The sequence below is a fragment of the Aeromonas sp. 30P genome (assembly GCF_051919805.1).
GTDB lineage: Bacteria > Pseudomonadota > Gammaproteobacteria > Enterobacterales > Aeromonadaceae > Aeromonas > Aeromonas veronii.
In genome coordinates this window covers 2352909-2367825 of the sequence record NZ_JBQBEA010000001.1, presented here as the reverse complement: position 1 = coordinate 2367825, position 14917 = coordinate 2352909, and the positions used below count along the sequence as shown (strand labels likewise).

Here is a 14917-nt window from a genome sequence, read left to right as displayed (position 1 = left end):
TGTGGTTCATCAGTGATCTCCTCCCAATGCGGTAATGAGGCGGGCGAGGTGGTGGCCACCGGTGTCGAGGGTGATAAGCGGCAATCCCTTGAGGGCCATCAGTCGCAGCAGTTGATCTTTTTTCAGCTGCTGCTGACGGGCTAGCCCCTGATCCAGCACAGGGATCTGGTGGGGAGCAATATTGAGCTGGTACTGGCCATCGCCGACTACCCAGCTGGCGTCAGCGGCAGTGGTCGACAGGGTCGACTCGAGGGGATCGGCGATGTGCAGTGCCACTACATCGTTGTGCTGCTGCAAGTAACCGAGGCGGGTCAGGTCGGCCTCGGTTACTCCAGCCCAGTCGCTAAGAAAGATCAGGGTGGTATTTTTCAACTTGAGGCGGCCCAGCATCGCCAGCAGGGGGGCCAGACCGGTCGCCTCGCTGTCGCGGCTGGTGGCCGAGAGAGCATGATTGGCGGCACAGAGCTGGCGCAGCCCTGCCAACCAGTGGCCACGGGAGCGCTGGCCGCGCAGCCACGCCACGCCATCGCAGTGCAAAATGGCGAGCCCGACCCGATCGCTCTCTTTGAGTACTTGCCAGCCGAGCAGGGCAGCCACTTCGGCGGCTACCACCGACTTCATCACCTCCACCGAGGAGAAGAACATGCCGCTGCGCTGATCAACGCAGAGGATCACGTGACGATCTTTCTCTTCGCTATAACTGCGCACATGGGGGCGGCCGGTGCGCAGGGTCACTTTCCAGTCCAGGGTGCGAATATCATCCCCTTGCTGATAGTGGCGCAGCTCTTCAAAGTTGAGTCCACGGCCGCGAAAGCGTGACGGGTGACGCCCGCACAGCAGGTTGCCGCTGTTTAGCCGGGGCAGCAGTGAAAACTGGCCGACCAGCCCCTGAAGCCGGACCAGTGTCAGGTAGTCGCAGTGGATACGGGAGTCACCACTGGGCGGTTTCCCGCCCTGTGTCAGCCTGTCATGGAATAAGGAGCGAGGTGTCATGGTATTGCTTACCCGATGACGACGTGATCGAGCAGAGTCATCACCACCTGCTGGTGATCCACCCCATCTGCCAGCGCGTCATAGCTGAGGGTAAAGCGGTGACCAAGCACGCTGGGCACCATGGCGCGCACATCGTCGGGCAGCACGTGGTTTCGCCCTTGCAGCCAGGCATAGGCGCGTGCGCACTTGTCCAGAGCAATGGATGCTCGGGGACTGGCGCCGACCGCAATCCACTGTGGCAGCCCGGTGGCTGGGTAGCGATTGGGGTGTCGGGTCGCCATGACCAGCGCAATGATGTAGTGCTCCACCAGCGGTGAGACCGTCATGGCCGATAGCTCTGATCTGGCCTGCAAGATGAGTTCAGGGGAGAGGGGGGCGAACCCCTCGTTCTGCTGGCGGGTACCGCGCTCTTCGGCCCGCACAAGCCGAATGATGGCAAGCTCTGCCTCATCATCGGGGTAGGCGACCGAGACCTTGAGGGCAAAACGGTCCATCTGGGCTTCTGGCAGCGGGTAGGTCCCCTCCTGCTCGATGGGGTTCTGGGTGGCCAGCACCATAAAGAGCTCGGGCAAGCGATGGCTCTTGTCACCGACGGTGACGGTGCTTTCGGCCATGGCCTCCAGCAGCGCCGCTTGTACCTTGGCGGGGGCGCGGTTCACTTCATCGGCCAGTACGATGCTGTTGAAGATGGGGCCTGGCTGGAAACGCAACTGGTGGGCTCCGTCATGCTCCTGATACATCTCGGTGCCGGTCACATCGGAGGGGAGCAGATCGGGGGTGAACTGAATGCGGCCGAAGCTGGTATTGAGGGCTTCTGCCAGCGCCTTGACCGAACGGGTCTTGGCGGTGCCGGGCAAACCTTCAAGGAGCACGTGGCTATTGGTCAGCAGGCCGATGACCAGGGCGCGGATCACATGGGACTGGCCGACCACACTGTGACCAACCTGTTCGATGAGTTGCGAGATCTGTTGTTGCAAGGGGTTCATAGGGTTTTCCACAGGGTACATTTAACGAGACAGAGATTGGGCTAGGAGGAGCCAACGGGTTTTCACTTTCCTGCTGGTTCGGGGCGAGCCGGCTGGAAATTGAAAACGCCCACCAGAGAGTGATGGGCGTTGGAGTCACCGCCTTACTTGATGGTGGCGACTTTTTGTTTGAGTGCGTCCAGCTCTGCCAGTTTGCCCTTGAGCATCAGGCTCTGGGAGCTAATGCTGGCAGGGTTCATCTGGAAGCTCTGCTGCATCGGGTAGTTGGGCAGAGTGTCGAAGAACTCTTTCAGGATCCCCTGTGCAGGTACGAACAGCCACATGTTGTCTGCCATCCAGCGCAGATACATGCCTGACTCATGCGGTGCCTTCTCGAACGGGTCAGCGCGCAGGTTGATGATCTGCGGCCAGTTCGGAGTCACACGTGCCGCGTCGGTGATGTTGCCCTCCATGGTGGCAAAGTTAAGCTTGAAGTCATTCCAGCGCACGGCGTTGAGTTCGCCGTTTGAGGAGAAGTAGAGCATGGAGTTGCGCGGGGAGGTGTCGGCTTTTCCGGCGAGGTACGGCATGAAGTTGTAACCGTCCAGTTTCACCCGCCACTGTTTGCCGTTGGCCTTGTAGCCCTTGGCCAGCTTCTCTTTCACATCCGGTACACCGGCTGCGGCCAACAGGGTCGGCATCCAGTCCTGATGGGCCATCATGGCGTTGACCTTGGTGCCTGGCTTGATCACGCCCGGCCAGCGAACCAGTTGCGGAACCCGCATCCCGCCTTCCCATGTGGTGCCTTTTTCGCCATAGAAGGGGGTGGTGCCGCCATCCGGCCAGCTGACGGTCTCGGCGCCGTTGTCGGTGGTGTAGATCACGATGGTGTTGTCGGCGACCCCCAGCTCGTCCAGTTTGTCGAGCAGGATCCCCACCTGATCATCGTGCTCCAGCATGCCGTCGGCATAGATGCTGACGCCGGATTTACCCTGATACTTCTCTTGCAGACGAGTCCAGACGTGCATGCGGGTGGCGTTGTGCCAGATGAAGAAGGGCTTCTTGGCCTTGACTGCTTTCTCCATGAACGCCAGCGAGGACTCGAGGAACTCTTCGTCAGCATGCTCCATGCGCTTGCGGGTCATGGGGCCGGTATCTTCAATCTTGCCGTCGGCAGAAGATTTGATGACGCCGCGTGGGCCGAACTTCTTCTTGAACTCCGGATCTTTCGGGTAGTAGTAGGTTTCCGGTTCTTCTTCTGCATTGAGGTGGTAGAGGTTGCCGAAGAACTCGTCGAAGCCGTGCTTGGTCGGTAGATGCTGGTTCTGATCGCCCAAATGGTTCTTGCCGAACTGAGCCGTCATGTAACCCTGCTCTTTGAGCAGATCACCGATGGTGGGGGCCCAATCCGGAATGCCGTGGGTGGATCCGGGCATGCCGATGGTCAGCAGACCGGTACGGAATGGCTCTTCACCGGTAATGAAGGCGGCGCGGCCAGCGGTGCAGGATTGCTGACCGTAGTGATCGGTAAAGAGGGCCCCTTCATTGGCGATCCTGTCCAGGTTCGGGGTCTGGTAGCCCATCATCCCCTGGTTGTAGGCACTGATGTTCCAGTAGCCGATGTCATCGCCCATGATGGCAAGAATATTGGGCTTGGCGGCTGCTGTGGCACTACCAGCGGTGGCCATTAAGGCAAGGCTCATGGCTATTTTGTTTATTTGAATGGCCATTATTGGCTCCACTCCTAATCTGATGTGAATTGGTACACAAAATGGGCGATGAAAGCAGCGTGCGTTTAACGCGGTGGAAATATCATCCCGTGCAGGCTGTTGGAGGGGATGGAATACCCGGATGGGCACATTCCCCTTTATCGCTGTCGTTATGACCTGCAAAGAGTGATATGACCTGAATAGCCCGAGTTAACCGCAGCTTGAAAATCAGCTTTCAACAGTTTCACTCTATAAATCCCGTTTATCCTTGTCGCCTTATAGCGAATATAACCGCTGGTTATCCGTTATTTTTCTCCAACTCTTCGGTCGCAGGCTATCGGGTGGGCTGCGAGCGAGCATGGGAAGCTGTATCCAGAAGGCGGAGGTGTCTACCGCTATCGATGGCGACAAGGCGAATAAATGGGTGATGGAGTTCACAGTTCGGCTAATCAATTTAGGGGATGAGAGCTGTTATGAGCGTTGTGGTCTGCCTTTATTCAAATATCTTACTGGCAAGTCGAGCACTCTTTAATTCTGATTAAGTCATAATTAAGTAAAGTGGAGGTGTTGATTGTTTCGTTTAGATATGAGCTTTTAAAACTGCTCACAATCTAATCGCGAGATTTAAAAAGTCTACTCGCATATTTTTGAACGGATAAATATAACTTGAGTGGGAGTGGCCAAATAAATCCAGCTGTGATCTTTGTCTTTTCAAGGTGCTAGGGTCATAAATGCCTATAAAAACAAGGTAAAAGGCTCGGCTATTGACTAAGTTGATAGAAGGCGAAGCATAAAACAGCGCCAGTTTGATACGACAACATCGCATGGGACCCGGATCATGGACAGAGCGCAGGGCGCAGCCCCCTTTTCGTTGCAAGTGGATCTAAGGCAGGTGGTGTATGCCCTGTCAGCCTCGCTGGATCTGGTGGGCATTGGCGATGTGGCCCACGGTAAACGGGTCGGGATTATGGCTGCCGAGTGCAGCCGGGAGCTGGGGATGAGTGAGGCCGAACGCTGTCTGCTGTTCGAGCTGGGGGTGCTGCATGATATCGGTGTCTCCTCGACCATCACCCATCACCATCTGGTCAGCGAGTTCGATTGGGAGTCCTCCCAGCGCCACTGCGAGGTGGGATATCAGCTGCTCAAAGATTTCCGTTTGCTGGCCCCACTGGCCCTGCCTATCCGTTATCACCACACCCACTGGCACCTGCTGCGCGAGATGGCTGATGTGGACCCCAATGTAGCCCGTCAGGCCAACCTTATCTTTCTGGTGGATCGCTGCGATGCGTTGGCGGCGCCCTACTATGGCGATGGTTCATTGTTGATGCATACCAACGAGATCCGCGCACGCCTGCAGGATTTCCGTGAGGAGTTCTTTGCCCCCGAGCTGGTAGATGCCTTCTTCAAGGCGTCTCGCTCTGAGGCATTCTGGCTGCAGCTGGAAGCGCGCTCCATCAATGATTACATGCTGGAGATGCTGCAGGTGCGGGAGCCTTGCCTGACCTTCAACGGGGAGCTTAAAGCGCTGGCGCAGATCTTCTCCGGCATTGTCGACGCCAAAAGCCCATTCACGATGACGCATTCACTCGGTGTGAGCAGGTTGTCTCGGGCATTGGCCGAGCAGATGGGAGTCAGTGCCATCCATTGCGACATGCTGGAGATCGCCGGTTTGCTGCATGATCTGGGCAAGCTCAGGGTGCCGGACGAGATCCTCGACAAGCCTGCCAGCCTGACGAAAGAGGAGCGGGCCATCATCAATACCCACAGCTTCGAGACTTACCAGATCCTGCGTCATATCGAAGGGTTTGAGGAGATTGCCTGTTGGGCGGCCTATCACCATGAGGAGCCTGACGGGGAGGGCTATCCGTTCCACCTGCCGGCATCCGCCATGGCGCTCGAAGCGCGGATCCTGCGGGTCGCTGATATTTTTCAGGCAATGGTGCAGGACAGGCCTTATCGGCGCGGCCTGCCTGCCCGTGACGCATTGACCTTTATGCAGCAACTGGCGGATCAGGGGCGGGTCGATCCCGCTGTGGTGGCGGTGCTGGCCGATCACCTGCCGCAGATGATGATGGCAGCCATTCCGGATCGCGAGCCGGATCATGCCATCAATTGAGGGAGAGGCTGGCCGCTGACTCATACTGCCGTGAGCCAGCTATGCTTGGAACAAGCCGAGCATGGTGCCGGTACCGGCGCACAAGACGCCAGCTTGATGGACTACCGTAGGGGAGCAGATATGGAATCGCTAAAAGCCAAGGATTATATGCAGAGCAGACCCATCACCTTCACTGCCGACATGATGGTGCAAGCTGCGGTCGAGAAATTTCTGAACAGTCATCAGCTCGGTGGCCCGGTGGTGGATGGGCAGGGCCATCTGATTGGCTGGATCTCCGAGCAGGATTGCATCGCAGTGCTGCTTAAGGAGGCCTATCACTGCGAACAGGTGGCGCAGGTCAAGGATGTGATGCGCAAGGAGGTGCTGTCGGTGGGACCCGATACCAGCATTTTGAGTCTGGCGGAGATGATGATGGGACAAAAGCCGAAGATCTATCCGGTGGTGGAGGAGGGACGCCTGCTCGGTGTCATCAATCGTCACAATGTCATGCAGGCCATTCATGCCCAGCTCACCACCTGTTTTGTCCATCACACCCACGGTTAACCCTGTTTTTCTCTCTCCCAAGGCAAGCTTCGGCTTGCCTTGGTTTTTCATATGCTGCCATTTATTCATGTTATGCCATCTTACAATGATTGTTTTGTCATGTATGAGGATCGGCCAATCTCTCTGTCTTCCCATAGATAACGCTACGTTAAGGCTTGCACCGTTCCCGCTCGCTCTTTAGGATCGCTCGCAGCTAATCGATATGGCCCCTCTGGGCACCTATTTAAGGAATTCGTACCTTGTCTCTCTCTATCGAGGCGCTGCGCCGCCGTCTCTCTGCCTGCATGAACCTCGACGCCCGCCGCCTTTCCAGCCGTCTGCACGGGGTCAAGAAGCTGCCTGAAGGCAAACAGGCCGCCGTGCTGGAGACCATCGCCGCTGATTTGGCCGCCGCCGAAGTGCGCTATCAAACCCGTCTGGCCGGAGTGCCCAAGGTCACTTATCCGGACAACCTGCCGGTCAGCCAGAAGCAGGCGGAGATCGCCAAGGCCATTCAAGAACATCAAGTGGTGATCATTGCAGGGGAAACCGGCTCGGGCAAAACCACCCAGATCCCCAAGATTTGTCTGGCGCTCGGGCGCGGAGTGAAGGGCTTCATCGGCCACACCCAGCCGCGCCGTCTGGCGGCCCGCACCGTGGCGGCCCGTATTGCCGAGGAGATGGAGTCCGAACTCGGTCACTACGTGGGTTACAAGGTGCGCTTTACCGATCAGGTGAGCGAGCAGACCCACATCAAGCTGATGACTGACGGTATTTTGCTGGCGGAGATCCAGAACGACCGGATGCTCACCCAGTACGACACCATCATCATCGATGAGGCCCACGAGCGCAGCCTCAATATCGACTTCATCCTGGGCTATCTCAAGCAACTGCTGCCCAAGCGCCCCGATCTCAAGGTGATCATCACCTCGGCCACCATCGACCCGCAACGTTTCTCCCGCCATTTCAACAAGGCGCCGGTGATCGAGGTCTCCGGCCGCACTTATCCGGTGGAGGTGCGCTACCGTCCGCTATTTGTTGATAAAAAAAGCAGTGACAAGAGCGAAGGGCTGGAAGAGCGCGACGAACTGCAGGGGATCTTCGATGCGGTGGAAGAGCTGGCTCGCGAAGGGCTGGGGGACATCCTCATCTTCATGAACGGCGAGCGGGAGATCCGCGATACCGCCGATGCCTTGCGCAAGCTCAATCTGCGCGATACCGAGGTGTTGCCGCTCTACGCCCGTCTCTCCAACGCCGAGCAGAACAAGGTGTTCCAGCAACATGCCGGGCGGCGTATCGTGCTCGCCACCAACGTGGCGGAGACCTCGCTGACGGTGCCGGGCATTCGTTACGTCATTGACCCGGGCACCGCCCGCATCAGTCGTTACTCCTGGCGTACCAAGGTGCAGCGCCTGCCCATCGAGCCGGTCTCCCAGGCCAGTGCCAACCAGCGTAAAGGGCGCTGCGGTCGGGTGGCGGATGGTATCTGTATCCGCCTCTACTCGGAGGAGGATTTCAACGGCCGTCCCGCCTTTACCGATCCCGAGATCCTGCGTACCAATCTGGCCTCCGTCATCCTGCAGATGCTGGCGCTCGGCCTTGGCAATATGGAGGCGTTCCCCTTCATCGAGCCGCCAGAATCCCGCCATATCAAGGATGGCCTGACTCTCTTGAAAGAGCTGGAGGCGGTGCGCGAGCTTCCCGCCACCGGCGATCGTGAGGCCAAACTGCAGCTGACCGAAACCGGTCGCCAGCTCTCGCGCATCCCCCTTGATCCGCGTCTGGCGAAGATGGTGATCAGCGCAGCGCAGACTGGCTGCCTGAGCGAGGTGATGGTGATCACCGCGGCCCTCAGCATTCAGGATCCCCGCGAGCGTCCCATGGAGAAGAAGCAGGCCGCCGACGAGCAGCACAGACGCTTTGAGGACAAGGATTCCGACTTCCTTGCCTTCGTCAATCTGTGGAATTACCTGAAAGAGCAGCAGGATCTCCTTGGCAGCAACCCGTTCCGCCGCATGTGCCAGAAGGAGTTTCTCTCCTACCTGCGGGTGCGCGAATGGCAGGACATCCATTTCCAGCTGCGTCAGACGGTCAAGGAGCTGGGTTTTAAAGCCAACCATGAACCTGCAGATTTCAAGACGGTACACTGCGCGCTGCTGACCGGCCTCTTGAGCCATATTGGCAACAAGGATCTGGAAAAACCGGAGTTTCTCGGCGCCCGCAACGGCCGCTTCCACCTATTCCCGGCCTCGGGTCTGTTCAAGAAGCCGCCCAAGTGGGTGATGGCCGCAGAATTGGTGGAAACCTCGCGCCTCTACGCTCGCATCAATGCCAAGATTGAGCCCGAGTGGGTAGAACCGCTGGCAGGCCACCTCATCAAGCTGCACCACAGCGACCCCCACTGGTCGAAGAAAAACGGCGCCGTAATGGCCAAGGAGAAGGTGACCCTCTATGGTCTGACCTTGGTCAACGAGCGCACCATCAACTTCAGCCGTATCGATCCGGCGCTGTGCCGCGAGCTGTTTATCCGCCGCGCCTTGGTGGAGGGGGATTTCGAGACCCGTCACCGCTTCTTCAGCGATAACCGCAAGCTCCTGGCCGAGGTGGAGGCGCTGGAGCACAAATCCCGTCGGCGCGACATCCTGGTGGATGACGAGGACTTGTTCCGCTTCTACGATGCTCGTTTGCCGGAGGAGGTGATCTCCGCCCGCCACTTCGACAAGTGGTGGAAAGAGGCGCAAAAGCGGGATCCCGAGCTGCTCAACTTCGAAAAAGAGATGCTGATGAAGGGGGATGCGGCCCACATCAGCGATCTCGACTACCCCAACTTCTGGCAGCAGGGGCGCCTCAAGCTCAAGCTGACCTATCAGTTCGAGCCGGGAGAGGCCGCCGATGGCGTGACCCTGCATATCCCGCTGCCGCTCCTGAATCAGGTGGAGGTGAAGGGGTTCGAGTGGCTGATCCCCGGGCTGCGCCACGAGCTGTTGGTGGCCCTTATCAAGTCGATGCCCAAGCCGATGCGCAAGAACTTTGTGCCGGCGCCCAACTATGCCGATGCGCTGCTTGCCAGCATCAACCCCGAGCAGGGACCGCTGCTGGACGAGATGGAGCGCCAACTGCGCCGCATGACCGGCGTCACCGTACCTCGCGAATCTTGGGACTGGGCTGCGGTGCCCGATCACCTGAAACTCACCTTCCGCGTGGTGGATGATAAGCACAAGAAGGTGGCTGAAGGGAAAGATCTGGAAGCCTTGAAAGAGTCGCTGCGTGGCAAGGTACAGGAGACCCTGTCACAAGTGGCGGACGATGATATCGAGCAGTCCGGCCTCACTCTGTGGAGCTTTGGTGAATTGCCTCAGGAGTACAGCCAGAAGCGCGGCGGCTTCGAGGTGAAAGCTTATCCGGCGTTGGTAGACGAGAAAGATTCGGTCGCCATCCAGCTGGTGGAGAGTCCGGTGGTGCAGCAGCAGCTGATGTGGGCGGGCCAGCGCCGGCTGGTGCTGCTCAACGTGCCATCACCCATCAAGTATCTGCAGGAGAAGCTGCCCAACAAGGCCAAGCTCGGGCTCTATTTCAACCCGTTTGGCAAGGTGGCGGAGCTGATTGATGACTGTATCGCCTGTGGCTGCGACAAGCTGATCGAGCAGCATGGCGGGCTGGCCTGGGACGAGGCCGGTTTCGAGGCGCTCAAGGAGTTTGTCCGCGCCGAGCTCAATGATGCGGTAGTGGAGGTGGCCAAGCAGGTGGAAGCCGTGCTGACGCTCTCCCATGAGATCAAGAAGCGGCTCAAGGGCAAGATGCAGCTTGATACCGCCTTTGCCATGTCCGATATCCAGCAGCAGCTCGGCAACCTCATCCACAAGGGCTTTGTCACCGAGACCGGCTGGCAGCGGTTGCCTGACTTGCTGCGTTACCTGCGGGCCATCGAGCGTCGCCTGGAGAAGCTGGCTATCGATCCCAACCGGGATCGGGTCTACATGCTCAAAGTGCACAGCGTGGAGTCGGAGTACAAGGCGCTGCTGGCCAAGATCCCCAAATCCCAGCTTATTCCCACCGAGGTGGCCAATATTCGCTGGATGATCGAGGAGCTGCGGGTGTCGTTCTTTGCCCAGAATCTGGGGACCCCTTACCCGGTCTCAGATAAACGGGTGCTTAACGCCATTGCTCAGTGCTAAGCTGCTATCTAACTGTTTTAACAGCATGATAGCGGGTGATGAGAAGGGGTTGCCGGTCAGGTCGCTCCTTCAAACCGCAAGTCAGGGAGGCAAGGATGCTGGGGATCTGTTTGAGTGTGGCGCAGGTAGTGATCAGCGGTTATCAACCCATCGCGGAACAAACCTGGGTGCAGTTGAACCCGGAATATTACCCGCTGGCGCGCACGCCGCCTGCGATGTTTGTGGCTTGGCGTGGCAATCAGTTTCCGCCGCTGGCCCAAAAGCAGAAGCAGGGTCGCTGGCAGATCCTCTTTCCAGCCAGGTTGGTGCCCCCCTTCGATCTGTTCGAGGGGGAGGCGCAGCTCTCCAAAACCTATCTGGCAAGGCTGCGGCGCATCGACGAGATGGCTTACGGGGTCGTCTCCGGGCAGGCTGTTGCGGCTGGTGCAATCGTGCAGCAGGGGAGTGGATCCCCTGCTTATCATGCGCAACCTGTCGCGCCCTTTATCGCCGAGTTCCGCACACCCCAAGACGCGTTCGGTGGTGTTGATATGCCCAGCGACCCCGACGAGAGCGAGCCTCTGCTCGCTCAACTGGGGGTGACCTTTCGCACAGCGGGGATGAGTGGTGCCCAAGGATATGAGGGAGTACCGAGCGCCGATATGGCCCTGGCCAGCCACACGGCTAGCTTATCTGCAGGCAGTGACGTCATGCTTACCCTCTCGGCTCCTGCTGCCGGCGGTCCACAAACAGTGTGTCATCAGGTCGCGGCAGGGGAGACCCTGTGGCGTATAGCGAATCAGTTATCCAGCGCCCGGGGAGCAGATACCTACAGCTATTTGCTGGCGCTGGTGGCAGAGAATCAGCCGCGGCTTGGCAAGAGCATTCGGGTCAGAACGGGGGAGGGACTCTACTGCCCGCGCGCCGAGACCCTGGCGCGGTTTGATGCCCTGAGCCCGGCTCAGCGTCAGCAGCAATTCGCTCGGTTGGAGCAGGGGCGCTAAATGCAGAGTCGGTACCTTGTATCCGAATTTGGCCCGTGGTAGTATTCGCGCTCGTTTTGCGAGGTGCTGACCGGTCGCAGTTAGCACCATAAATTCATCCAAAAGAGATACATACTATGTCTTTCGTATTCCAAGCTGAAGTCCGTTCTGACCTGGGGAAAGGTGCGAGCCGCCGCCTGCGTCAAGCTGACCAAGTTCCTGCCATCGTTTACGGTGCAGGCAAAGAAGCTCTGTCCATCACTGTTGACCACAAGAAAATGATCCTGGCTCAAGAGAAGCCGGAATTCTATGAGTCTGTACTGACTCTGGTTGTCAACGGTGAAGAAGTTAACGTAAAAGTGAAAGCTATCCAGCGTCACCCGGTACGTTACAAGCTGATCCACCTGGACTTCGTTCGCGTTTAATAGCGAACCGTCAGGTTGAAGAAAAGCCACTCTCAGGAGTGGCTTTTTGCTATCTGGCATCTTGTGAGCAGGCTGAAAGGACTTGCCTGATAAGCCAGCAAGGCGGTTATCCCAGCTGGCTAAGGGCTTGTTGGCAACGCTGCTCGGCAGCATCTAGCTCCAGCAGCACCATCCTGATATCTTCCATCTGCTGTTGTAGTGTCTGCCGTTTCTCCTCAACCAGTCCCAGCATGGTCTGTAACTGGGTGCGGCTGCTCTTGTCGGCATCATAGAGATCAAACAGCTCGCGGATCTCGGCGAGGCTGAACCCGAGCCGCTTGCCGCGCAGGGTGAGCTTGAGGCGAACCCGATCCTGCTTGCTGTAAATGCGGGTTTGTCCCTCTCGTGCGGGATTGAGCAACCCCTGATCCTCGTAGAAACGGATACTGCGCGTCGTAATATCAAATTCCCGGGCCAGCTCACTGATGCTGAAGCGCCGTCCTTCATCCTTGTTGTTCATACAGACTTCTTGGCGAACTAAATCCTGTCTGCACCTTACCTAAACGTAAACTGCACTGCAACTCTTGTTCCATCGCGTCAGAACCCCTATGTTATGGCCATGTAACAAACAGAGGCAGGCAAATGGATATTGCAATTGTGGCGGCAAAACGGACTCCGATGGGGGCGTTTCAGGGGGCATTGGCAGAGGTAACTGCGCCTGAGTTGGGAGCCTGTGCCATTGAGGCGGCACTGCAGCAAAGTGGGCTGAGTCCGGAGCAAGTCGATGAAGTGTTTATGGGCAATGTGCTGGCGGCGGGCGTGGGGCAAGCGCCAGCCCGGCAGGCGTTGTTGAAAGCAGGGTTGCCAGATAGTGTGCCTGCTACCACGGTCAACAAGGTGTGCGGATCCGGCATGAAAGCAGTGATGCTGGCGGCGGATACCATCCGCCTTGGTGACAACAGGGTGGTGGCCGCGGGGGGGATGGAGAGCATGAGCCGTGCCCCCTATCTGCTGGATAATGCCCGCAGCGGCTTTCGGATGGGGCATCAAAAGGTGTTGGACCACCTATTCCTCGACGGTTTGCAAGATGCCTATGATGGCCAGCTGATGGGGGTACATGCCCAGCACAGCGCCGATCAGGCCGGTTTGACCCGCAGTGCCATGGATGAGTTTGCTCTTGCGTCGTTGCAGCGTGCGCGCGATGCGCAGCAAGCCGGCGCGTTTGCATCCGAGTTGACAAGCGTCTATCGCGGTGAGCGCTTGTTGCTGGCTGAAGACGAACAACCCGGCAAGGGCAGACCGGAGAAGATCCCTACCCTGAAGCCTGCCTTTGGCAAGGAGGGCACCATTACGGCAGCAAATTCGAGCTCTATCTCGGACGGTGCGGCGGCGCTGATATTGATGGATGGCGCCACGGCGCAAGCCTGGCAGGTACCAGTGCTGGCACGGATCGTCGGTTATCAGAGCCATGCAGCATTGCCTGCCGAGTTTACCTCTGCGCCCATTGGCGCCATTTCACGCTTGCTGGTGCGTCTTGCATGGTCGGTGGAAGAGGTGGATCTCTTTGAGATCAACGAGGCCTTCGCCATGGTCACCATGCTGGCCATGAGCGGGGTCGGCATCCCTCATCACAAGGTCAATGTGCATGGTGGGGCCTGTGCACTCGGTCATCCGTTGGGGGCGAGTGGCGCGCGTATTCTGGTGACGCTGATCGCCGCGCTGCGGCAACGGGGTCTGCGGCGAGGCGTAGCCGCGCTCTGTATCGGGGGCGGGGAGGCGACCGCTATCGCGGTCGAGGTGAATGACGAGACGAATTAATTGGTGGCTTCCATCGCCAGCAGTTGTTCCGTGACCCAGGTGGTGGCGGCCAGATAGAGGTGACTCACCTTATCCTCGCTCAGCCCCAGGCGGGCTGTTCTGGCTGTTACCCGTGACCAGTTGGCGCTCTCGTAATCTTCACAAAACGCGAGGTAGAAACCGAGATTGCCTTTTCGCTCCAGCAGCGCCAGCCGAATATCGTCGATAAGAGGGATAGTGCCGAGCAGTTTGTCCATCGGCTGCTCCATCAGTACATCCAGCAGGGAGAAGAGACCGGTGATAAAGGCCTGTTGTGCCTGCTGGCTCGGGGCGTGGGCGTGGGCCAGCAGTTCACAGAATCGGGCTCGGATCATCGACATCTGGTAGAGCTCGGCGCTTTTGCCCTTGCCGGCGCTGGTCGCGGCTACCAGCGAGACAAAGCGCTTTAGCTGGGTGTTGCCCAGATAGATGGCAGCCTGGCGAAATGACGAAATAGGGTTGGTGTGACCTTTGAGATGGTTGACATAGCGCAACAGCTTGAGAGAGAGGGAGATATCCTGACCGAGTAGCTGCTCAATCTTGTTAATATCAGGCTCTGCCTCGTTGACCACGTTGAGCAACTGCATCACCACGACTTGTGCTGGCTCCATGGTGGCTTGCTTGACCATCTCGGGTCTGCTGAAGAAAAAGCCCTGGAACAGCTGGATCCCCAGCTGTTTGACCCGCTCGAACTCCGCCTTGTCCTCTACTTTTTCCGCCAGATAGGTGAGCCCCAGCGTCTGATGCCGCTGGATAAACACTTTGATCTGCATCAGGGGGGTGGCACGAAGATCAAACTTGATGATGTGGATAAAGGGGAGGAAGCGCTCCCAATCCGGTGACATGGTGAAGTCATCGAGTGCCAGTTGATATCCCAGCTTGTGCAGCTGTTTCACCTTTTCCAGCAGGGCATCATCCGGTGGGGAATCTTCCAGGATCTCAATCACCACTTTTTCGGGCGGCAGGCACTCTGCCAATCCCTCCAGCAGCAGTGAGTGGGGAAAATTGATAAAGCAGGGGCGGCCCCCTAACAGCTGATCGATATTTTGTTGCAGAAACTGTTCGACCACCAGGCGTGACGTCGCCTGCTGGGAGGAGATACTCGGGAAGACATTATTCAGACTATCGCGAAAGAGCAGCTCATAGGCATGAGTTTTGAGGTCTCTGTCGAGGATCGGCTGTCTTGCTACGTAGGAATACATGCCTTGCTCCAGTAAAGGTACTGGGTTGATTTT

General features: G+C 58.0%; 11 protein-coding genes. 6 read left to right on the top strand and 5 right to left on the bottom strand.

What is annotated here, in order from left to right; all coding sequences use genetic code 11:
• Nucleotides 1–9: 9 nt before the first annotated feature.
• The 3 genes from ACTG2B_RS10860 to ACTG2B_RS10850 form a co-directional block, all read right to left on the bottom strand.
• Complete coding sequence (locus ACTG2B_RS10860; RefSeq protein ID WP_439995732.1) at nt 10–993, bottom strand: DUF58 domain-containing protein; 984 nt, start codon at nt 991–993, stop codon at nt 10–12.
• An 8-nt stretch (nt 994–1001) separates the two neighbouring features.
• Nucleotides 1002–1979 carry an AAA family ATPase gene (locus tag ACTG2B_RS10855; protein ID WP_439995730.1) on the bottom strand — a complete coding sequence of 326 codons (978 nt, stop codon included), beginning with the start codon at nt 1977–1979 and terminating at the stop codon, nt 1002–1004.
• A gap of 143 nt (nt 1980–2122) precedes the next feature.
• A complete protein-coding gene (locus ACTG2B_RS10850) occupies nt 2123–3661 on the bottom strand; it encodes an arylsulfatase (protein WP_223849303.1) in 1539 nt (512 codons plus the stop codon).
• Between the two features lie 844 nt (nt 3662–4505).
• On the opposite strand from ACTG2B_RS10850, the gene ACTG2B_RS10845 reads away from it, so the two are divergent.
• The 5 genes from ACTG2B_RS10845 (at nt 4506) to rplY (ending at nt 11867) form a co-directional block, all read left to right on the top strand.
• Nucleotides 4506–5783, top strand: a complete 1278-nt coding sequence (locus ACTG2B_RS10845) for an HD domain-containing phosphohydrolase (protein WP_439995728.1) — start codon at nt 4506–4508, stop codon at nt 5781–5783.
• Nucleotides 5784–5903: 120 nt separating this feature from the next.
• Nucleotides 5904–6326, top strand: a complete 423-nt coding sequence (locus ACTG2B_RS10840; RefSeq protein WP_005333273.1) for a CBS domain-containing protein — start codon at nt 5904–5906, stop codon at nt 6324–6326.
• 239 nt (nt 6327–6565) lie between these two features.
• On the top strand, nt 6566–10480 hold the full coding sequence (gene hrpA, locus ACTG2B_RS10835; RefSeq protein WP_439995726.1) for an ATP-dependent RNA helicase HrpA: 3915 nt from the start codon (nt 6566–6568) through the stop codon (nt 10478–10480).
• A 95-nt stretch (nt 10481–10575) separates the two neighbouring features.
• A complete protein-coding gene (locus tag ACTG2B_RS10830) occupies nt 10576–11463 on the top strand; it encodes a hypothetical protein (protein ID WP_439995725.1) in 888 nt (295 codons plus the stop codon).
• Between the two features lie 116 nt (nt 11464–11579).
• Entirely contained in the window at nt 11580–11867 is a 288-nt protein-coding gene (gene rplY, locus ACTG2B_RS10825; protein WP_005360320.1) for a 50S ribosomal protein L25, read from the top strand.
• 106 nt (nt 11868–11973) lie between these two features.
• Here the strand turns inward: rplY and ACTG2B_RS10820 are convergent, their stop codons facing one another.
• Nucleotides 11974–12366, bottom strand: a complete 393-nt coding sequence (locus ACTG2B_RS10820; RefSeq protein ID WP_129504111.1) for a MerR family transcriptional regulator — start codon at nt 12364–12366, stop codon at nt 11974–11976.
• Between the two features lie 122 nt (nt 12367–12488).
• Between ACTG2B_RS10820 and ACTG2B_RS10815 the strand changes: the two genes are divergently transcribed.
• Nucleotides 12489–13664: a thiolase family protein gene (locus ACTG2B_RS10815; RefSeq protein ID WP_439995724.1), complete on the top strand. Its 1176-nt coding sequence runs from the start codon at nt 12489–12491 to the stop codon at nt 13662–13664.
• Here ACTG2B_RS10815 and ACTG2B_RS10810 read toward each other — a convergent pair.
• Nucleotides 13661–14884 (bottom strand): EAL and HDOD domain-containing protein, encoded by a 1224-nt coding sequence (locus tag ACTG2B_RS10810; protein ID WP_005333249.1) that lies wholly within the window; start codon nt 14882–14884, stop codon nt 13661–13663. The two genes, ACTG2B_RS10815 and ACTG2B_RS10810, sit on opposite strands and share 4 nt — an antisense overlap.
• Between the last annotated feature and the right edge of the window lie 33 nt (nt 14885–14917).